The following is a 21,190-nucleotide window of genomic DNA, read 5'->3' as shown; positions in this document are numbered from 1 at the left end:
CTCCAGCTTCCCCCTTAGCGACAGTTGCTAAGGATATTTTCTACTGAAGTGGTTCAGTTTTCAAGTGCGATGGTGGTTCAATTTTAGAGTACCATATACATACGGGAGAAGGTATTCCCCTTTTACCATTTTCTAATGGTGATAAATAGGCGGGTGATACACCTGAATATAATTACAACTGCCTAATAGCTAATTCGCTATCAACCATTTTCTGAAATCATTTGCTTTCATTTGCAATCATCTATATTAATTATACCAAATTTTTAATAAAATAATAGAATCCTATTCTAAAAAGATGCCTGCGATTGCATTTACATGATTAAAATAGTAAGTTTACAAAAACAAGCAAAGGGAAAAAATGAAGTTGGAAAAAAGTTAAACTTTAAAATATGCAAATAGCCTTTAAAATAATTACCTTTTTTAAAAAAGGAAATCTAAAACTTCGGCGATATAGAGGTAGCATTAGCCATACTTATGTCATTTTATGCTTACCTTTAATTTGATTCTGTTCGGTGATTTAGGACAAAAGTTTTCAGACCTCTGATGAAACTTTATGGTAAGATAAACGTAAAAGTGAAGGGAATTATATCTAAACTAACAGGGAGATTGGTTGGGAAATTAAAATTCGCCTTGTGCAACAAACAGTCCATCCATTTAGTAGAATAAGGATTATTTAACTACCAATAAAGACTGGAGAGCATGGGTGGTTGGATTTGAAATAAGTAGGCTAAAATTGCGTCATAATCGAGCGTGGTCTGAACGAGTTATAGCGTCCAGATTGTATAACTAGCTAGATTGATAGTGTTGCTGGCTAGAAAACCAAAGGAGAAACATTGGAATTTAATTTATTGCACTTTTCCATGGAGGTATTTATGAAAACGCACTATTATTTAGGATGGTTTAGCAACCTTTTTCCAGAGAAGCTGGGAAGGGTGTTACAGGGGGATATAACGGATAGGAAGTCACTTGTTATGATTAGTTCAAATCCACTCTCTTATGAAAATAATGGGGCTATTGAACGCTCATGGCTTGATCAGGCTGGCATGATATTTGAAGAATATCATTTAATTAATGATCGTATACAGAAGGAAGAGGCCCAAACACTAATTGAAAATGCTTCAGTCATTTTCCTTTTGGGTGGAGATACGCTTAAACAAAATAGATTTTTAATGGGATATGAATTGGCGGATTTGATTAAAAAGAGCAAAGCCGTTGTAATGGGAGCAAGCGCTGGCGCAATCAATATGTCAACTAAATGGTTATGTTCAAAAAACCTCGGATATAAAGTTGAAAGAAGCTCTGTTTACGACGGGATTGGCCTTGATGATTTTTCCGTTTTGTCTCATTTTGATCTTGAAAATAACATTGCTTTGGTTCAAGAGGAACTGTCTTTATTATCGGAGGAAATGAATATTTATGCGTCGAACAAGGATTGTGCTGTGCGTGTAAAGGGAGACAAAATTGATATTATTGGCAACGTATATTTAATTTCCCACTCTAAGATTCAAAAATTGGATGAGACGCTCTAGTAGTAGCGATGGCTTTCGCTTCATTGAATTATCTTTTTCAAGTAGGCAGGGTTAGGGGATAGCTTGACTAGGTTGCTTAAAATAGATGATAGGTTTAGGAGAGGATGATCTAATGGGTGCGATTATCGTAGGATATATTATTACATTATTGGGTGCTGGTGTTGCTTATTTCCTTAGTCGAGGGAAATCGTTGAAAAGGAAGTATATTGTTTGGGGTGTAGCTTTAATGGTGCCAATTTCGCCAACAATAGCTTTTTCGGTTGGACTGACCTATGCAAGAATTATTCATAATGCTTGGGCCGCATTGATGATGTGGATTATTTTTCCTGTTATTTTCATTATAGGGCTTATTTTGTTGTTGGTTGGTATATTTAAAAAGAATGAAGACATGTAGATGTTGATTTACACAAAACGGGCGCTTTTCTCAAACATGAAAAGATGCCCTATTTTTTGTGGGAATTAAGGGGGCTCCTTTACTTATTAGACTTCGATTGCGGAATAAAGGCAGTTTAGAAAGACAATACTGGAAGCATCATACGTGATTCATCGTGTGCGAGCATAAATGAAGTGTTGTTGTACAAAGTGGAAGAAAATAGCCGCTCGATAAAAAGATATTACCCCTGGTACCTAGGTCAATAAGTGGCGGATAGTTCATAGCATTAACCATGATTAGAAAAAAAGTGAATGAAAGGTGTTCAGTATGCAAAAATATATTGCCGCGATTACAATAGTTTTGTTAATAACAATGGTGATTATTCGTTCGGTCCAGTTAAGGATGCTTGGCATTAAAGCTTTTAAATTTGGCGAAATGGATAAAAAGGACTTCTTTATACCACCATTTGCATTGTTATTATTTTATGTGATATTTTCAAATGCCTTCAATTGGCCACGATTGGGAATGAAACTGTTCCAAAGTGAATTTGTTGGCTGGATTGGGGTAGCTTTATGCTTCGTAGGTCTTTTTCTATTTCTTTATAGTGTCATTTCGTTCGGAAAAAGCTTTAGAGTAGGTATTGATGAAGATGACCCCGGTACTCTCGTTACTACGGGGGCCTTTGCTTTAAGTAGAAATCCAATATATACTGCTTTTGCTTTAGTTTTATTAGGAGAGTTTTGCATTTATCCAAATTGGATTTTATTAGTATATTTGATAGCGGGCTTTTGGCTTTTTAATCGACAAGTACTTCTTGAAGAGCAATCATTATTGAAAATTTATGGTGAAGCATATAAACAATACTGTAAAAAAGTTAGGCGATACCTTTAGTTATATTATTAATCAAACAAACGGTAGCTTTTGCGGAACAATTATGGTGCTGGAAGAAGGCGAAGACATAAAATGGAAAAAATGCATAAATCTTTCTATCCGATGACAATGTTTATCGTTGCAATGACATCGATTGTAACAATTCTTCAGTTTATATATCCCGAAATTCTAAATATATTCCGTCGTGATCCTGTAGGTTTAGCAGCCGGAGAATGGTGGAGAGTCATAACGCCCTTGTTAGTACATGCTGATGGATGGTGGCAGTATGTCTTTAATATAGCAAGTATCATCATTGTTGGGAGCGAAGTAGAAAGGTTATATGGGGGAGTCAAGTTATTAATTCTTTATCTAGCGGGTGGATTAATTGGTGAAATTGTAGGTTATGCTTCCTGGGATCCGTACGGTGCCGGGGCATCGGTAGGTTTATGCGGACTAATAGGTGGGCTATTTGTCGTAATGTTAAGTAGAGAGAGGAAAATCCATATAGCTCCTGCCATGTTGAGCCTTTATATTATAGTTGGCTTAGTAGGCATTGCAAGTGAGGAAATCTACGTCTTAATAGGGCTTTTCATCGTCGCTTCTATTGTCATGGCAATTATCATCAGGCAAAAACTTGCCAAATTATCGGATATTCTCTTTGGTTTGGGTGGTTTACTGGGAGGGGTAACGCTATTGGTATTTCGAGATATCCATGGAGCGGCAATTCTAGGTGGATCCGTTACAGCTATTATTCTAATATTAGTCTATCGGAATCGTAATTGACTTTTAGTTTAGTGGTAAGTCATGATACTTTGCTTGGTAACGTATTTAGGATTTATTTTTACTTAAAAAGTAGTGTCTAATACTACAATGAGGCCAATTGGAACAAAATGTAATTTCTATTTCCCTTAAACAATCGGATTATCTAATGGGATGAATTGTTATATGTGGCATCTTTGCTAGTCTGAAGGGTCCTAAAATGAAACCTATTACCATTCGAAATAAATTGTAATGAAGTCGCTTTTCTCGTATGGTGAGAAGTGTTTTTTGCCTTTATGATATTTTCCTAAGCATAGATTTTGTTCCTATAATCATGAAAGTCAATTTATATTACCAAAATTTCCCCTATTTCTCTTATATGGAAAACAATAACTATGATATACTAATCTAGGTATTATTAACTATTTTTAGGGGGAAATATTATGAGGAAAGCAATGTTATTCATTTGTCTTACAATTGGCTTAACCTTATTGTCTGCATGTGGTAGCTCTGAGGAAGTAACAGATTTTGTGAATGTTACGTTTTCGGGAATGGATAGCCAAGGGAATGCAAATTATGAAGTTAGTGAAATGGATATGATTAATAAGATTTTTAATCTTGAAGGGCATCACGATTATCCAGATCAAAAGACTGCACAAGCGGCACAGGCTGTTTTAGGTGCATACACAGTTAAGATAGAACCTGAAGAAGGATTATCCAATGGAGATAAGGTAAAGGTAACGGTTGTAGTCGATGAGAATAAAACAGATAAAATTAAAGGCGGAGAGAAAGAGTTTACAGTAGAAGGCCTTGATGAACCCAAAGTATTAACAACTAAAGATGTGGAAAAGAATTTAGTTTTAAACTTTAATGGTGTAAGTGGTAGAGGTGTAGCACAAATAGATAATATTTTTGATGAGTCACCGATGAATGATATCCAATTTAAGATTGAAAATGATGGAAAACTTAAAAATGGAGACAAGGCAAAAGTCGTTCTAGATAAAGATACTGAAAAATACTTAAATAGTAGTGGATACATATTAGATAAGGATTTCCAACCTAGTTTCGAAGTGGAAGATTTAGATATAGTAGCTGAGAAAGCAACAGATATTAAAAACTTAAAGGATGTAGAAAGATTTCTGGAAGAAGAGTTTAGCGAGAAATACCAAAACACAGATTATACATTTGGATCAAATACAGTTTACAAAGTTAAGCAAGAAAAGTTAATGTATCGTCAATTTGATAAAGATTCAAGTGAGGATTCATATTTTGGCAGTTCCAGTAATAATAATGGGAATTTAATTGGGATATATGCTGTAAAAGAATATAATGTTTATGATGGAAAAGAAGAGCTAAGAGATGAATTCACCGCTATTTATGGCTTTTCAGGTATTGTACTCGATGAAGATAATAAAGCAAATTTATCAGAGCTAGGAAGAGTAAATGATCAAAAAGGCGATAATTACTCGATTAAGTCAGTCATTCAATTGTATGAAGGAGAAGGCTATAAAGAAGTGAAAAAGTAATGTAGGAATAAATGTGTGAAACAAAGGGTTCCCGTCATCGCAACTAGATGATTGGAACCCTTCAATTCTTTCATTGTCTTCTCATTTAGTGCGGCCGATACATAATTGAATAAATTTTACTAAAATAACGTTAACAATCAGATGTTTAAAAGAATACAATGCCTTAGGTGCTGGGACAAAAACGAAGTGTCTGCACACCCTCAACTACATTATTTTATAGTAGTTGAGGGAGTTAGACCCTTATGTCCCAAAGCTTATTAAGAAAGGAAGTTGTCTAACTTCAGCTCATGTGAACCGCTCCTACATCATTACGAATTTATTGCTTTAAAGCCCCGTTTGCCTCGGGAATATTATTGAAATCAAGGGCGTTCATTTGGCAGAAGTATTCCAGAAACTTATTAGCATCTTTGATTTGTTCTTCATCCGTTTTTAATGCAATGATATCTTTTAGGATTTGAGCAATCCACACATTATCAAAATAACGATATTTACCAGAATTCCATGTAGTTCGATGTGGATGGTTCTTATTGATATAATAATTCCAGAAAAGCATTTTCTCTGCTTCTCCTTCTGTGAGCTCGATTCTATATTCGGTATGGGACGGGACTATTCCATCATCGCTATGATTGCCAGAGAAAGTTTCATTTACCATGAAAAGGCCGAGAATCCGTCTTTCTATTTCTGGTTGATCCGCTTCTCTTGCAGTTAGAAGACTCGCGCTATTGGGACGTAAACGAGTTACTCTATTAGGCTGCCCTTTATTTTTCCCACTTTGCACTCTACCAGTAAATACATGCCAGTCGGTAAATACATTTTGTTGTTCTTCTTCATCTAGCCAGAAAACAATCTGTGAGCTTTCATGAATTTTATGGTTTTTTAGTTTTTCCTTGCGTTGTTGTTCAAGTGCCTGTTGCTCTTTTTCTTCTTCACGTTTTCTTTCAAGAGCTTCTTCTTCCATTTTCCTTTTTAAAAGGACTTGCTTCAAATGTTTTGCAGTATTTCGGTCATTTAGTGTGATGAATTTTTTAAAAGCATCAGGGTAAACGAATTTTTTAATATCCTTATTAAAGTCAACGGTGATGATAGAATCATCATGGTCCACGATATTTCCTTCACCAAATACTTTGTGTGTTATTTCTTCATCAATTAGATTCACTAATCCACTCTCCTTAGAATTTAGGTGTTTATTTGACACCAACTATTATTTAAATTAGCCAACCTACTATTAAGTCATGGCTAAATAAAACGTAATTAAAATAAAAAATCGTACTCAAATTCTATCTGGAAGAAGTTGTGCACGATTGTCGTAATGTTGTCTTAAAAATATTCTAATTATATAATATCATATAATCTAAATTTATTCAAGTTTATGATTGACAATGGTATTTTATCTGTTGTATAATTATAGATTATTTTTATGTAGAATGGATAGGAAACGAAGGAAATGGCAAATTAATTTTGCTACTTCTAACATTAGTATCAAGCATCATTTGTATATTGCGGAATGGTTTTTATTTTTTTCTAAGAAGCTTTTTATGAATTGTTTAGAGAAGCTATGCTCACATTTTAAAATGTCCTTGATAAGGGTCCATTTCATTTTGTGAGATAGCTTTTTTGTTGCTTCATTAATCTTATAGGAACATGCATTATAGTGAACTACTCCCACCACTTACCACCCTTACGGGTCGCTTGAAGAGGGAGACTTCTTTCGGAATTACGTTAAAAAGGGTTGTGGCTCAATCGACTCATCTTTGACAAGTTCGATTGTTTCTAGGAACCTTTCAATTGTTGAAGTCAAATAGGTGTCAGATCGTCTAATGAAGACGGTGTTAATTTTGCTGTATGTATCGGGGAGATGATGGCATTTTATGCGCCCCTTTTTTTCCAAGTGGCTTACAGCTGATTTGGGAATGAAGGTAATTCCTAGGCCGATTGATACACTGCTTAAAATTGTTTCCAATGTGCCAAATTCCATTACTTTTGCAGGTGTTATATTTTGATCTTTATACCATGCTTCGAGTCGCGCCCGATAGCCACACCCTTTACTGAAACATAAAACTGGTTTATCTTTTAATTGTTCAAACGATGTTGATGCTATATCTGATATGATGACAAGTTCCTCTTGAAAAACGTCATGATAAACTAAATCGGGATGTTGCCCATTTTCCGTAATAAAAGCCCCATCTAGTTGATGATTAAGTACCTTTTCTTGCAAGTTTTCCGTGACGCCCGTAATTAGCGAAAGCTCCACATTACTATATTTCTTATTGTATGCAGATAAAATATAAGGTAATTTAATGACGGTTTCTACCGAGCCAATTTCTAGTTTCCCAGAGGGTTCGTCTTTACTGGGAAGTACTTTTTTCATTTCGTTTTTTAAAGATAAAATTTTATCACTGTAGACGATAAGCTTTTTTCCCTCAGGTGTTAAACTCATCCCACGGTGATGTCTATTAAAAAGCGGTGTGTTCAGTTCTACCTCCAGCTTTCGGATTCTTGAGGTCACATTTGATTGAACATAATTTAATGCTTTAGCGGCTTCTGTTATGGTGCCTTTTTGGGCAACCATTTGAAAAATCTCCAAATCCTTAAACTCCACATGTACACCCCATTCTATAACATTTTATTTTATGGTATCACAAATATTGATGCCAAACATCTTTAATATTCATTTTACATGATGTTAGATTCTGTAGTTTAATAGTGAAGGGAAAGAGATAAATAGATAAAGGGGATAGTAAGTTCGTGAAAAATAAAGTTTTGTTAGGTGCTTTGTTATGTTTTATTGCAAGTGTGTCATGGGGGGCGATGTTTCCAGTGGCTAATCATGCTTTCCATCACATCGATCCATTTTATTTCACTATTTTCCGATACATTGCTGTAACGGTCATATTAGTTATGATTCTTTTCTGGAAGGAAGGGAAGGAAGCTTTTCGATTGGAAGGAAAAGGAATGTCCTTGTGGTTTTTCGGGACAATGGCCTTTACTGTTTATAATCTACTCATCTTTTGGGGAGAAGACTTATTAGGTGAACCAGGTGTGATGGTTGCATCTGTCATGGAATCATTAATGCCCATGATTTCGATTGTTATTGTATGGATGCTATACAGAAGACGGCCACACCCCTTTACTTTGTTATGTGTATTCATCGCTTTTATAGGTGTATCATTTGTGATAACAAAAGGTGACTATGGCGCATTTATTACTGCGACCGGTGACATAATTCCTACTTTACTTACGCTAATTGCAGTCATTGGTTGGGTTATTTATACAATGGGCGGAAAACAGTTTGCCGGTTGGTCTGCTTTAAGATATTCAACTTTAAGTTGTTTATTGGGAACGGCAACAGCAGTAATGATTGTCTTGCTTGTTACCCTTACAGGTTATGTGTCCGTGCCGACAATGGCAACACTAAAAATTGTTAGTCCACATTTATTATTCATGATTGTTTTCCCAGGTGCTATTGCCTTGGTTGGATGGAATGTTGGTGTGGCTATCTTATCACCATTAAACGGGCTATTATTTATAAATTTCGTTCCTGTTACAACACTCATCATCTCAATATTTCAAGGACATCAAATTACACCATTCGATTACTGGGGCACCGCGTTTATTATTATCTCACTGCTCTCAAATAATCTGTTTCTAAGAATGCAAGCCAACAAACACATTTTGAAACATAGGGATGGTTCTCTTGTTTCATGAGATGGTGAATGATAAGGATTGTTCTTTAGTTTGAAGTGGGTATAAAATGGGGTTGACAAAGAAATATGGTACTGTTATATTGAGGTACAAGTTTAACATAATCAAATAATCCTCGTTAGGTGAGGCTCCTATATGGAGATAAGCTGCTGCCCAGAAACGTCGAGAGACACCAATGGGTCAACAGGAACTATCGACTTAAGGTGGTTTCTAATGTAGCCGGAGAGCAAAAATTGCTTCATCCATGCCATATAGTGCTAAAACTCTACGATAGAGGTATATTTCGTCATATATTTTTTAAAATATGATTAAACATCCTTCTTCGTGGGAGGGTGTTTTTTGTTGTTAAGCGGTCTATGCTTTTAAGAAGTCATAATCAAATAATCCTCGTTAGGTGAGGCTCCTATATGGAGATAAGCTGCTGCCCAGAAATGTCGAGAGACACCAATGGGTCAACAGGAACTATCGACTTAAGGTGGTTTCTAATGTAGCCGGAGGGCAAAGTCATTTGCCTCATCCATGCCATATAGTGCTAAAACTCTACGATGGAGGTCTATTTCGTCATGTATTGATATTATATGAAAAGCACCTTCTTCGTAGGAGGGTGCTTTTTATATTTTTAGGATTGGCGTAGACTCATACCATACTCGGACTTTTTAAGGAGGTGATGGGAATGGAAACTCCCCCAGAATCTGAACCCGTTGATTGTTGGAGGTTGAAAAGAACACATTATAGGAAATCCATTTTCCATCACAGTTTGAGTAGGGGAGTGGATAATTGAAGGAGGTCCACGCCAATGCGTAGAGAAAATACTAGGATTTTTGAAAAAGAAACGACAGGATCATTTATGAATAAGGAATTTATAGCGATTAATGCGTTACTCACAGTTGAGCAAGCGATTTTGTATCTTCGTGAAAATGTGAGGGATAAAAGAAATATTTATTATGTATATATTATCAATGAACATGATAGATTAATAGGGGCACTATCCATACGAGAATTATTAAGTAAGGATAGTAACCGTCTAGTTTCAGAAGTAAAGGTGTCAAAGATCATTTCTTTTAAAACAGATATCGATCAAGAAGAGGCGGTAAAAGTTTTCCGTGATACAGATCTAGTTTCTATCCCGGTTGTAAATGAAAATGGGAAACTTATTGGAGTTGTTCATGTGGAAGATATTTTAGATGTTATGCAACAAGAAGCAACAGAAGATTTTCATAGAATGGCACCTGTTTCACAAAAATTAGATGGTGGGCTTATAGAATCTACAATTGGAGCGCTTTATCGAAAAAGAATTGTTTGGCTAATCATTCTTGTATTTATAAACGTTTTTTCTGGAGCAGGAATCGCACATTTTCAGGATGTTATCGAAGCAAATATAGCACTTGTTTTTTTCTTGCCATTACTTGTAGATAGTGGTGGAAATGCTGGTTCTCAGTCGTCCACTCTCGTTATTCGTGCGATGGCAACAGGTGATATCCATTTAAAGGATTGGTTTAGAATGTTTACGAAGGAAGTTGTTTTGTCCATGGCAATGGGCTTTACGATGGCTCTAGCCGTATCAGCTGTAGGACTTATGAGAGGTGGAGTTACCATTGCTATTGTTGTCTCAATAACAATGGTATGCATTGTCGTAGTAGGAAGCCTCGTTGGTATGTCTTTACCATTTATTTTCAGAAGGCTTAAATTAGACCCTGCGACTGCAAGTGCACCACTTATAACATCAATTTGTGACATTACCGGAGTACTTATATACTTCGGAATCGCCAACAAACTATTAAATTTATAAGAGACATAGGGACGGAAGAGACATGGGGACGGTTCTCCTGTTTCATCCTCTCATGAAACAGGAGAACCGTCCCCATGTTTCATATTAGTACTGGGCGCCGTTGTCTGTTTGTTTGGCTTGTACTTTAAATTCTGCGTTATACTGGACGCCTTGGTAGTCATTGCCGGCATTTTCATTCAGTTTCACACCGAAGACGATATCAATGTACTCATCGGATGCTAACTGCCAGAATTCATCGCCATCACCTAAGGTAATCGTTTCACTAGCATTATTTCCGTTTAACTTATGGATGTTACCATCTGTTAGTATGCCCATTACTACTTGGACGTCTGGATCAACTGCAGATGGGGCAACTGGATTGGTAATCCCCTCTAATAACTTCTCCAATTCATATATTTGATCTTCCAGCACGCTTTCATCAGGTTTTCCCTTGTACTTATATGCAGTGTAGCCGACGGTGTACGGATTGATATCTATATCCTTATTGATCTGATGTGTATAAGTTGCTCTTAAAATTTGGTCTAAATCACCAGTATTCTCAACAGTTTGACTTTCACTAAATAATAATTGGGATGGTGCAAATTGCTCATGGTCAAATAATTGACCCATTTCTCCCAATGAGAAAGTTCCATTTACAAGCGTTCCTGTTGCCGAAGTCTCAGCTGTAAACCATGAATATGTGCCAAATCCGGCACCGATTGTTAATGTTCCTGCTAATGCTGTTCCTAGTAAAACCTTCTTCCACTTTTTCATTTTTATCTCCCCTTTAATTTTTTAACTTCCGACGAAAAATTCAAATATAATGCTTCTGTATATTTCTTGTTAGCTCTAAATATCCATATCTCCAGTCACCTTCAGCTCCTCTCCGTTCCTTCATGTACCAGTTCCTTCCTTTTCATTCTTCGTCAATCCTAGCCATTTAAAAATTTGGATATTTGCTAGTATTAATAGAGGGGCTAGTACAAAGAGGGAAAAACCGACTGGCCCGGACATGAAATTTGCAACATAACCTACTTTTGGGATGACAAACTGGACAACACCAACTATTTGCTCTTTAGATATCAATAAATCATCCGCAATATGATTGTTATCTCCTTTTGTGCTATAAACTTCCATCCCGTTCACTATTTCTGAATCCACGACTCTGTGTGTAACCAAAATTCCCTCAGGATGCTTAAACGTTACTACTTCATTTACTTGTGGTTCCTTATCCTTATGAATGATGACAATATCGCCGACTTGAAATGCGGGTTTCATAGAGTTTGATAAGATGGTAAGTGGTTTGTAACCAACAATACTTGGAAATCTGTCTACATCGCCTTTTGCATAGAAAAAGAACATTAAAATGATACAACAAATGATAAATAAACTAGTAAAGAAAATGGTGTTCACAACTTTTAATCTGCTTTTCATTGTTGTCATCCTTCTTTTGGATTGCTTATTATTTTTATTTAGTATCGTTATCTTGATTAGTTATCCAAAGTGGCTACACCATCTACTGAAGTTATCTTGTATAGAAATAATACGAGTTACTTATTAATTCAGAATCCGAAGTAGCATGATAAACGGAAGTAAGGAAAGTAACGAAAACACCTATCTTCTCTATCATTATATTAATGTTTCAATGATTCAGCTATTGGGGTTTTTAAGGGTGAAAGGAATGGGTCATAGGTATGGTTGTTTTGTCGCTTTTTTAATATATTTGTTAGAAAATGCGCTTTATTGTACGATGTTAGACTTTCGGCACGGGACGGAAGTACTCTATAATTTGGGGTTATGAAATATTAGCAGGATAACTACTAAACTATATCGAATTAACACTACTGTACTTCATTAATAGAGAGGATGGTAGGTTATGAGGGGAAAGAAGTTCATTCCTTTAAATGTGTTAACAATCTTTACTTTGCTTTTATCGTTGTTTTTTTCATCGTCCGCATTTGGAGAAGAAAGCAACAAATCTGCAATCTCGGATATTATAGCTCAGCAGGGACAAGAGCTTTTAATTGAGGAAAGAAAAAATGCAGCAGAAGATTTAAAAGAAAAGTTTGGCTATGGCGGAATAGACAACGGGCAGTCGAAGGCGTATAAGCCGGATGAAAATGTAAGAGTTATCGTTGAAGTTGCCCAGCCTAAAGCGATGAAAAAAGCGAGCCAAAAGGAAAAGAAACAGCAAATGAAGAAGGTGCAAGATCAAGTTATCAATGGAATTCAAAAGATGAGATCAAAGAGTGAGGTGCGCCACCGCTTTTTTGAAGGTGTAAATGGATTTAGTATGGAAACGGAATATCAAAACTTGAAACAAATTGAGGCGCAACCTCATGTTGTTGGCGTACATATTGCCAAAACGTTTAAAGCCGCATTGAATGCAAGTAAAGATCTTGTGCAAGCAAAGGAAACGTGGGAAAAATATGGACTTCGTGGAGAAGGACTTTTGGTGGCAGTCGTAGATTCAGGATTGGATTACACCCACCAAGACATGACACTATCCGATAATGGAAAGGAACAGGCGAAGTGGACAGTGTCTTCCATCCAGCCTATATTGGATGAAACTGAAGTAAATGATAAGTGGTACTCCGACAAAGTACCTTCAGGCTACGACTGGGCAGATATGAATGATGATGTGATTCCAAAGGATAACGCTCATGGTATGCATGTTGCTGGTATAGTTGGAGCTAATGGAGATGAGTCAAACGGGGGAGTAATTGGTGTAGCCCCTGATGTGCAGTTGTTGGCTGAAAAGGTATTTTCAGACGGAAGTGGTTCGGCATATGAAGACGATATTATCGCAGGCATTGAACATGCTGTGGAATTGGAGGCGGATGTCATCAACTTAAGCCTAGGAATTGATGCTGGCTTCGTTGGTGAGGAAGATGATCCAATTCAAAAAACAATTAGACAAGCAACCGAAAAAGGGGCTTTAGTTGTTGCAGCGGCTGGGAATGCCTATTATAGTACAAAAAATAACTTATTGGAGACAGCACAAAAGCCATATGCAAGCAACCCAGATATTGGTGTCGTTGGAGCACCTGGGGTAAGCCCATATGCTTTATCTGTTGCATCCTATGAAAATGATCAAATTCGCTATGGAACTTTGAATCTATCAGATGGCAATGAGCTTCCTTACGCTGATCAAACTTATTTTAATTTTAAACTTCATCAAACACTTGATGCAAACACAGCTTATGATTTAGTTTATGGCGGTGAAGGTAGAGACACGGATTTGAAAGATTTGGACGTAGATGGGAAAGTCGTTATGATACAACCCGAATTACCATATGCTAGCTATGCATATGCACAGTTTGCCGCGGAGAGAAAGGGAGCAAAGGCAATTATTATTGTTCCGCATGATTCCATGGAGGATTTTCCAACATTGAATTTAAGTGCATACACTATCCCGGCTGCGACAACAAATAAAGAAGTTGGGGAGCAAGTAATCGAGGAACTTGAAAAAGGTGAGCATCTGTCCATTCAGTTAGCAGATGGTGTCTGGCTTGAGAATGCGAATAAAGATGAAATGTCGAACTTTTCATCGATAGGTGCACCACATACACTCGATTTTAAACCAGAGATTGCTGCACCAGGAGGTAATATTTATTCTACTGTATCTGGGAATGATTATGAGTTGATGAGTGGAACATCCATGGCATCGCCAAGTGTTGCTGGTGGAGCGGCACTAGTTCTTCAATCACTTTACGAAAAGGGATTGGACAAAACAGAGGATGCAGCCTTACAAGCTAAAATTGCCTTAATGAATACAAGTAAGATTGTGAATCAGCCTGGAACAACCATTCCATATTCACCAAGGAAACAGGGTGCAGGTCTGATGCAAATTAATGATGCCATTCAAACACCAGTACTAGTAAAAGATCAGAATGCTCCACTTGAAGAAGGTGGCTCTGTAGCTTTAAAAGAAATAAAGGGTAATACAGCTCAATTTTTATTAGATATCGAAGCACTTTCTGATCAAAAGTTAGAGTACGATGTATATGTAGATGTACTTACAGACGAAACAGAAACGATGGAGTTCGATTTAAATGGTGATGGAAAAGTGGATGAATCTCATGAATACCTCACCCTTCATACGAAACGAGTAGAAGGTGCAACGGTCATGGTAAATGGTAGTATTGCAAGCCATGATAAAGGAGCAAAAGTTTTAGTTACGCCAAATAACAATGTAAAGCTATACGTAAACATCTTTTTACCGAACAATATGAAGAAAAATAGTTTTGTTGAGGGGTATGTCCGTCTTGTACCTAAAGATCCAAAGCAGAGCCCGGAACTAACAATTCCATACATGGGCTTTTATGGTGAATGGGATGCACAGCCTAATATCGATCCTTCACCATGGGAGGATGAGCACTTTTTAGGCTTCACTGTATTATGGGATGATATGACAGACCTTCCGCTAGGTTTTAACTTGGAAACAGGAGATTTTGATATAGAGAAAATTGCGATATCGTCGCTTTCAGCAGCACCAGGTGTTTATTCAACCTTTACAGCATTAAGAAATTTAGAAAAAACAGAAATGTATATTGAAGATAAACAAGGGAAGAAATTACTTGAACTTGGGGATTTTAGTGAGTTTACAGGCGTTCCATGGAAATTCAGCAAAAATATTTTGCCATATGAAGATAATTTCTACGGCGGTTATCTATGGGAAGTAGCAGATGACGAAGGTAATTTTGTTCCGGATGAGGATTATCAATATGTCATAGAGTCGACATTAGATTATGAAGGAGCGAAACCACAGGTTGTTAAAATGCCTATTAAGGTAGATTCCATTGCGCCATCTATACGTGACATTCAAGTAGAACCAAAAGATGGCAAATATGAAATAAGTTTTAAGGCTGAAGATAATAAAAACGGAAGCGGTTATTATGGTGCTTTACTTTATATTGATGGTCAATATACACCTCTAGATCCTGGGAAAAAGTCACACATAGTTGATACAGAGCCAACAAGCGTCATTGTCATGGCGCAGGATTATGCTTATAATACAAGCATTGAAGTATGGGGCGATCCTTCATATGTCGATCAGTACATACTTGTGTCATGGTTCACTGCATACGGAACAGCTGGAGTAAATGAGGATAACCCGCTTGAGATTATGGGCTTTGCAGCAAATCGTTTAAAATGGACAGTCGTAATTGAGGACAGTGAAGGAAACCAAATTGACAGCTTCATTGAAGAAAGACAGCATTCATTACGAACAACTTGGACCCCTAAGTCGGATGTACCAGATGGTCAATATAAAGCTTATGCCATCGTAGAGGATGCAGAAGGGTTTAAGGTAACAACGGAGGAAATTCCATTTAAGATTACTCGTTCAGAAAAGTAAAAGGTGTAGCAATCAGCAGACGGATGTGAAGACATTTGTCTGCTGATTCTTTTTGAAAAAGTAATAATTATAGACGGTGTTCGTGTCGGCATGATGAATTCATTGCCTTTTAATGCCACCCCCTGATCACCAGCTTTTGCTGCCCCAATGGAAGCATTTAATGAAAGTAATTTCATCTCATGAGCAAAATACTATTAATAAAATCAATTACTCATTTCATTGCATCTATTAAATATACATAATCACTATCTTTTTTCGTTAATTGCACTAGTTTCATGTTTTCAAGATTATTGTTTGGCATATTGTGAAGCGGGATGTCTTTTTTTGTAAAATCATGAATATGTATACGGTTATTTTTCCCGAATCTAAGCTTTGTAATCATGATGCTACCCCCATATCATCAATACCTAATTGTCGAATAGTAAAAAAAGAAGTAAAAACACCTCTGGATTAGTACTTTATACCTATGGTAAACTTAATCTTTGTAAAGAATAAAACTGTCGCTCTATAAAAATAGCAAAGGTAGGTAAATGAATAACAATAGGGACAGGCAAACCAGCAAATGGTTATTGGTATTAATCGCAACTTATTTAGTTGCAAGCCTCTACTTTAGGAATTTTAGAGGTTTAAGAATGATAAGTGGGGGATCTATCGCCAGTAACAATTAGAAGGGGTAGTGTGAAAACCCTATCGATTGAAGTTTTACTTTATGCGACAATATAGCCTGAATTGTTTATTAAGAAAGGCGCGAATTTTGTCGATAAATATAGTAATGACTTTTTTTATATAGAAAGGGGATACATTCTTTTAAAAAATGAATATGACTTTCAACTGAAATATTGAGCAGAATTTGAAATTAGGGGTGTTTACATGAAGAAAAAATTAGGTTTTAAAAGCATTCAAGGTAAAATACTATTAGGATTTTGTGTGTTGATCATTCTTACGGCTATAATGAGTACATACATTCATTTTTCAACAAAAAATATAAATAAAGATACAAAGGATATTGTAAAGGAACAAATTCCGTTAATGAGTTTGGCTGCACAGTATACTTCTAAAATGTATCAGATTGATTCATTAGTCCGTGAGTATTTTTTATATGATGATGAAACAGTAAAAGGTGAAGTGGAACAAAGTAAAGCTGAACTTCAAGAAATAGAAGCACAACTTATAGAAAAGAACGATGAAAAAGGGGTAAAACAATTAGCGAAGATTCGTGAAAATTGGGAAGCTGTCATCGATGGAGCGCTATTAGAGTTTGGAAAGGGAAATATGAATAATGCTTTAGGTACGTTAACAAAGGCGGAGGAAATATCAAATTCGCTTCAAAAAGGCTTTGCGGGCATGACAGCTCACCGAGAACAATTGATTTCGGATAAAGGAGACGAAATTATCTCGCAAGGTTTACGTAATTTAATTATTGCCATGGTCATCGCTCATATTGTGTGTCTTGGTGGAATCGCAATTGCAATTGTTACAGCAAGATCTATTTCTAAACCAATCAAAACAGTGATGAAGAGAATGAATGATATTGCAAATGGTGATTTAAATAATGAGCCATTAGTAACAAATAAAAAGGATGAGATTGCCCAACTAGTAGTGGCAACAAATAGGATGACAGATAATAATCGGGAACTAATTAAGGAAATTAGCCATGTGTCTGATTCAGTTTCAAGCCAAAGTGAAGAATTAACACAATCAGCAAGTGAAGTAAGAGAAGGAACCGAGCAAGTAGCTAGAACGATGGAAGAATTAGCACAAGGCTCTGAAACACAGGCTAATAGTGCAAGTAACTTGGCAGAAATGATGAATACATTTAATCAAAGTGTTGAGGAAGCAAATAATAGTGGAAAACAAATAGAGGAAAACTCGCAACATGTACTGGACATGACGGCTAAAGGAAGTCAATTAATGGATACATCTACAAAACAGATGGAAAAAATTGATAGCATTGTGAAAGATGCCGTGCAAAAGATGGAAGTACTTGATAAGCAATCCCAAGAAATATCGAAACTCGTTGCAGTCATCCGCGATGTGGCAGATCAGACAAATTTACTCGCGTTAAATGCCGCAATTGAAGCTGCAAGAGCTGGGGAACAAGGGAAAGGCTTTGCCGTTGTAGCAGATGAAGTGAGAAAACTAGCCGAACAAGTATCCTTATCGGTTGATGATATTACACAGTTTGTTACAAATATCCAGACAGAATCAAGTGTTGTCGCTGATTCATTAGGTGAGGGATATAAAGAGGTAGAACAAGGATCACAACAATTATTGACTACAAGTGAAACATTCCAAGAAATCCAAGAAGCTGTAACTGAGATGGTAAAAAATATCGATCAAGTTTCAGATCGCTTATCAGCTATTACCGCAGGAAGCCAAGAAATGAATGGATCCATTGAGGAAATCGCGTCTGTTTCAGAGGAAGCGGCCGCTGGTGTAGAAGAAACAGCAGCATCTGCTGAACAAGCAAGTAGTTCAATGGATGAAATCGCCGGAAGCTCCGCGCAACTTGCCAAATTAGCAGAAAACCTAAATGAATTAGTGGGACGATTTAAAATATAAAAGAGAATGGGAGGAAAGTGGGGTCAGACCCCCGCTAATTAATATGAACAAAAGTGGAGATATTTTATTAGACTCAGGCACAAATGAGTTGGAAGTTATTTTATTTTATTTAGGAAATGAAACGTATGGCATTAATGTGTTGAAGGTAAGAGAAATTATCGTCCCTATGCCCATTACAAAATTACCGCAATCACATGATCATGTAGAAGGTGTCATTCGTCTTCGTGAGGAAGTACTACCCGTCATCAATTTGGAAAAAGTACTAAATATTCCACGGGAAAAGATTGAGTCAGAAGATAAGTTTATCGTTTGTGAATTAAATCAAACAAAAATTGCTTTTCGAGTTCACGGCGTGAAGAAAATTCATCGCATTTCCTGGGAGCAAATTGAAAAGCCGGATGATTTATCGACAGGTCGTCAACCATTTGCAAGTGGCATTATTAAAATGGCGGATGAAATGGCAATTTTACTAGACTTTGAAAAAGTAGTCATTGATATTAGCCCAAAGGTAGGAATTAATGTCGAGGCGGTAAAAGCACTTGGCCCACGTGAGAGAAATACAAAGAAGATTATTGTGGCTGAGGATTCAGCTGTATTACGGGAGTTAATAAAAGATACGCTATATGAGGCAGGGTATCAAGATGTGCAATTCTACCAAAACGGGAAAGAAGCATGGGATTACTTGGAATCTATCGGTGATGATAAGGGAAAAAATCCACTAGATACTGTGCAACTGCTAATTACGGATATCGAAATGCCACAGATGGATGGACATCATTTAACGAAGCGCGTGAAAAGCCATCCGCGGTTAAAGGATATTCCAGTACTCATATTTTCATCGCTTATTACGGAAGACTTACAGCATAAAGGGGAACAAGTTGGAGCTTCCGGACAAATAAGTAAACCGGATATTGTAAGATTGATTCAAGAGATTGACAAACTCGTACTATAGAATGTTAGAATAACATGCCTGGCACCCGAACAATGCTAAATTGTATAGGTGCCAGGCATGTTTTATATATAGCAAAATATCACTTATTTGGGAAGTTATAAGAAAAGTATGGTGGAAAGTAACTATTTAATTAAGTTTACACCTATTGCGATAGACGACTTAGATGAAATTCATCATTATATTTCAGAAGAGTTATTTGTTGAAGATGCTGCAGCAGATTATTAAACGGAATAGAAAATAATATAATCATCAAATACTTTATCATAAAACTCTAGTCCTTTTTTATTCGGGGTTTCATCATCACCATTTGGAAAAATTCTTGTCCAAGCAATAGAAAGTCTTAACGCCTTAAATCCCATTTCAGCAAATAGAGCAATATCTTCCTTATATCTATGGTAAAAGTCAATTGCCCCACAGGGTAGTAACTATTCCATCCACAGGTGAAACTAGTTCACCTATAGTAGGCTCAATTGCAACCCCTTTTCCCATCGCACCAGAAGAAAATAAATATATTTCAGTCTGTCAGGAATCCATATTTAAAAACATCTGAATGGGGTTGGACGATTGATCCAAAAGGTTTACGAATAACTGCAAATCAGCTTTATGATCGTTACCAGAAGCCTTTGTTTATTGTAGAAAATGGCCTTGGGGCGGTAGATGTTCTAGAATCTGATAATAAAGTTGTAGATGATTATCGAATTGAATATTTACGCCTACATTTAAAGGAAATGAAGGAAGCGATTAAAGATGGCGTTGATTTGCTTGGCTATACAAGTTGGGGACCTATAGATATAATTAGCGCTAGCACAGGTGAAATGAAAAAGCGCTATGGTTTTATTTACGTAGATAAAGATAACAAAGGTCATGGAACTTTAAAGAGAACTAGGAAAAAATCGTTCGATTGGTATAAACAAGTCATTGAAAGTAATGGAGAAAATTTATAAGGTGGAGTAGCAATCCAGTTTCTTGAAGGAAAATATAATATTTTAGAGAAATAATGAAGTACCTGGTACCAAACAAATCTAATTGTTTCGGCACCAGGTGCTTTTTAAGATTTTCAACGGGGCATTTAACTCTTTAGTTAAAACTTTATTTAGAGCGCGAGCTTTTGGCTGAAGTAAATATAAAACAAGAAGACTAATCATCCTCATTCATATTGAACCACAATCTACATCTAAAGGAATTCCGTGAATGTATATTTATCTACTGAATCCGACTATATGGAAAATGCCGGAACTGAATTTTGCCAATCGCAGTACTAGCTAAGAAGTGCTCCGGATCGATTTACAATTAAAGCTCCTATATTACGTGTATTTTCACACCACCATTTATAACTGCATCTTGTCAAATAAATTGGCAAACTTCCATTGAATAAAATAACCCTGCGGTAGTGAATATAATACAAACATTGACTGTATCCAATGAAGGATCTAGTCATTTTTTCTTGCCTTTTTTGGTACTGTTTAAAATTAAGTTATTCTTAAGGAATTTATGAAGTAGTTTTTAGGTTTTGATATGTAAATTGAACTTATACATGATTTTTTGGTATCAGACGAGGGGATGATGATGACGGAAAATAAGATATATATTCTTTTAACGGACACCAGCTCATTTTTAGCTAAAATGATAAAGCTGTATACAAAGAGGCGATATAATCATGCTTCAATATCTTTTGACCTTGAATTATCAGAGGTGTATTTCGCAAGTGAAAAGTGAGCCACTTCGCAATTAAATTTTGAACCACCCTAAAATAAATAATTATTCATCAGTTGATTCGTTTTTTAGCCATT

General features: G+C 36.4%; 15 protein-coding genes, 3 pseudogenes and 2 riboswitches. Of the genes and pseudogenes, 11 read left to right on the top strand and 7 right to left on the bottom strand.

Going from position 1 to position 21,190, the window contains the following annotated elements; genetic code table 11:
- The first annotated feature begins 872 nt into the window (after positions 1 to 872).
- From ACFFIS_RS01815 to ACFFIS_RS01795, 5 genes are all read left to right on the top strand, one after another.
- Complete coding sequence (locus tag ACFFIS_RS01815) at positions 873 to 1,529, top strand: Type 1 glutamine amidotransferase-like domain-containing protein (protein WP_390185908.1); 657 nt, start codon at positions 873 to 875, stop codon at positions 1,527 to 1,529.
- Between the two features lie 85 nt (positions 1,530 to 1,614).
- Complete coding sequence (locus ACFFIS_RS01810) at positions 1,615 to 1,923, top strand: hypothetical protein (RefSeq protein ID WP_320381009.1); 309 nt, start codon at positions 1,615 to 1,617, stop codon at positions 1,921 to 1,923.
- 306 nt (positions 1,924 to 2,229) lie between these two features.
- Positions 2,230 to 2,793 carry a methyltransferase family protein gene (locus ACFFIS_RS01805; protein ID WP_320381011.1) on the top strand — a complete coding sequence of 188 codons (564 nt, stop codon included), beginning with the start codon at positions 2,230 to 2,232 and terminating at the stop codon, positions 2,791 to 2,793.
- A 72-nt stretch (positions 2,794 to 2,865) separates the two neighbouring features.
- Positions 2,866 to 3,555 (top strand): rhomboid family intramembrane serine protease, encoded by a 690-nt coding sequence (locus ACFFIS_RS01800; RefSeq protein WP_320381012.1) that lies wholly within the window; start codon positions 2,866 to 2,868, stop codon positions 3,553 to 3,555.
- A gap of 419 nt (positions 3,556 to 3,974) precedes the next feature.
- Positions 3,975 to 5,057 carry a hypothetical protein gene (locus ACFFIS_RS01795; protein ID WP_390185905.1) on the top strand — a complete coding sequence of 361 codons (1,083 nt, stop codon included), beginning with the start codon at positions 3,975 to 3,977 and terminating at the stop codon, positions 5,055 to 5,057.
- A 316-nt stretch (positions 5,058 to 5,373) separates the two neighbouring features.
- On the opposite strand, the gene ACFFIS_RS01790 is transcribed toward ACFFIS_RS01795, so the two are convergent.
- Positions 5,374 to 6,213, bottom strand: coding sequence for a malate synthase (locus ACFFIS_RS01790; RefSeq protein ID WP_390185902.1), 840 nt, complete (start codon positions 6,211 to 6,213; stop codon positions 5,374 to 5,376).
- A 558-nt stretch (positions 6,214 to 6,771) separates the two neighbouring features.
- Positions 6,772 to 7,656 carry a LysR family transcriptional regulator gene (locus ACFFIS_RS01785; protein ID WP_390185901.1) on the bottom strand — a complete coding sequence of 295 codons (885 nt, stop codon included), beginning with the start codon at positions 7,654 to 7,656 and terminating at the stop codon, positions 6,772 to 6,774.
- 146 nt (positions 7,657 to 7,802) lie between these two features.
- Here ACFFIS_RS01785 and ACFFIS_RS01780 point away from each other — a divergent pair, with 146 nt between their 5' ends.
- Positions 7,803 to 8,762: a DMT family transporter gene (locus tag ACFFIS_RS01780; protein ID WP_390185900.1), complete on the top strand. Its 960-nt coding sequence runs from the start codon at positions 7,803 to 7,805 to the stop codon at positions 8,760 to 8,762.
- Between the two features lie 104 nt (positions 8,763 to 8,866).
- Positions 8,867 to 9,042: riboswitch (M-box (ykoK) riboswitch) on the top strand.
- Positions 9,043 to 9,138: 96 nt separating this feature from the next.
- Positions 9,139 to 9,317: riboswitch (M-box (ykoK) riboswitch) on the top strand.
- A gap of 238 nt (positions 9,318 to 9,555) precedes the next feature.
- On the top strand, positions 9,556 to 10,548 hold the full coding sequence (gene mgtE / locus ACFFIS_RS01775; RefSeq protein WP_390185899.1) for a magnesium transporter: 993 nt from the start codon (positions 9,556 to 9,558) through the stop codon (positions 10,546 to 10,548).
- Positions 10,549 to 10,632: 84 nt separating this feature from the next.
- On the opposite strand, the gene ACFFIS_RS01770 is transcribed toward mgtE, so the two are convergent.
- Together ACFFIS_RS01770 and ACFFIS_RS01765 are read right to left on the bottom strand one after the other, a co-directional pair.
- Complete coding sequence (locus ACFFIS_RS01770) at positions 10,633 to 11,301, bottom strand: hypothetical protein (protein ID WP_320381019.1); 669 nt, start codon at positions 11,299 to 11,301, stop codon at positions 10,633 to 10,635.
- A gap of 120 nt (positions 11,302 to 11,421) precedes the next feature.
- Complete coding sequence (locus ACFFIS_RS01765) at positions 11,422 to 11,961, bottom strand: signal peptidase I (RefSeq protein WP_320381021.1); 540 nt, start codon at positions 11,959 to 11,961, stop codon at positions 11,422 to 11,424.
- Between the two features lie 442 nt (positions 11,962 to 12,403).
- Here ACFFIS_RS01765 and ACFFIS_RS01760 point away from each other — a divergent pair, with 442 nt between their 5' ends.
- Positions 12,404 to 15,886: a S8 family serine peptidase gene (locus ACFFIS_RS01760; RefSeq protein WP_390185898.1), complete on the top strand. Its 3,483-nt coding sequence runs from the start codon at positions 12,404 to 12,406 to the stop codon at positions 15,884 to 15,886.
- A 211-nt stretch (positions 15,887 to 16,097) separates the two neighbouring features.
- Here the strand turns inward: ACFFIS_RS01760 and ACFFIS_RS01755 are convergent, their stop codons facing one another.
- The gene (locus tag ACFFIS_RS01755) at positions 16,098 to 16,268 is read right to left on the bottom strand and encodes a hypothetical protein (RefSeq protein WP_390185897.1); all 171 of its coding nucleotides are present in this window, start codon (positions 16,266 to 16,268) and stop codon (positions 16,098 to 16,100) included.
- A 488-nt stretch (positions 16,269 to 16,756) separates the two neighbouring features.
- Here ACFFIS_RS01755 and ACFFIS_RS01750 point away from each other — a divergent pair, with 488 nt between their 5' ends.
- The gene (locus tag ACFFIS_RS01750) at positions 16,757 to 18,448 is read left to right on the top strand and encodes a methyl-accepting chemotaxis protein (protein ID WP_390185896.1); all 1,692 of its coding nucleotides are present in this window, start codon (positions 16,757 to 16,759) and stop codon (positions 18,446 to 18,448) included.
- 43 nt (positions 18,449 to 18,491) lie between these two features.
- Positions 18,492 to 19,400: a chemotaxis protein gene (locus ACFFIS_RS01745; protein ID WP_320381028.1), complete on the top strand. Its 909-nt coding sequence runs from the start codon at positions 18,492 to 18,494 to the stop codon at positions 19,398 to 19,400.
- Between the two features lie 239 nt (positions 19,401 to 19,639).
- Here the strand turns inward: ACFFIS_RS01745 and ACFFIS_RS01740 are convergent.
- Together ACFFIS_RS01740 and ACFFIS_RS01735 are read right to left on the bottom strand one after the other, a co-directional pair.
- Positions 19,640 to 19,810 (bottom strand): annotated as a pseudogene (locus ACFFIS_RS01740) (family 1 glycosylhydrolase); the annotation flags it as partial.
- A gap of 1 nt (position 19,811) precedes the next feature.
- Positions 19,812 to 19,904 (bottom strand): annotated as a pseudogene (locus ACFFIS_RS01735) (PTS glucose transporter subunit IIA); the annotation flags it as partial.
- A gap of 2 nt (positions 19,905 to 19,906) precedes the next feature.
- Between ACFFIS_RS01735 and bglH the strand changes: the two are divergent.
- Positions 19,907 to 20,344: pseudogene (gene bglH / locus ACFFIS_RS01730) on the top strand (aryl-phospho-beta-d-glucosidase); the annotation flags it as partial.
- Between the last annotated feature and the right edge of the window lie 846 nt (positions 20,345 to 21,190).

The organism is Paracerasibacillus soli (assembly GCF_042432965.1).
In the GTDB taxonomy this organism is placed as follows: Bacteria; Bacillota; Bacilli; order Bacillales; family Amphibacillaceae; genus Paracerasibacillus; species Paracerasibacillus soli.
This window is presented reverse-complemented; position numbering and strand designations above follow the sequence as displayed.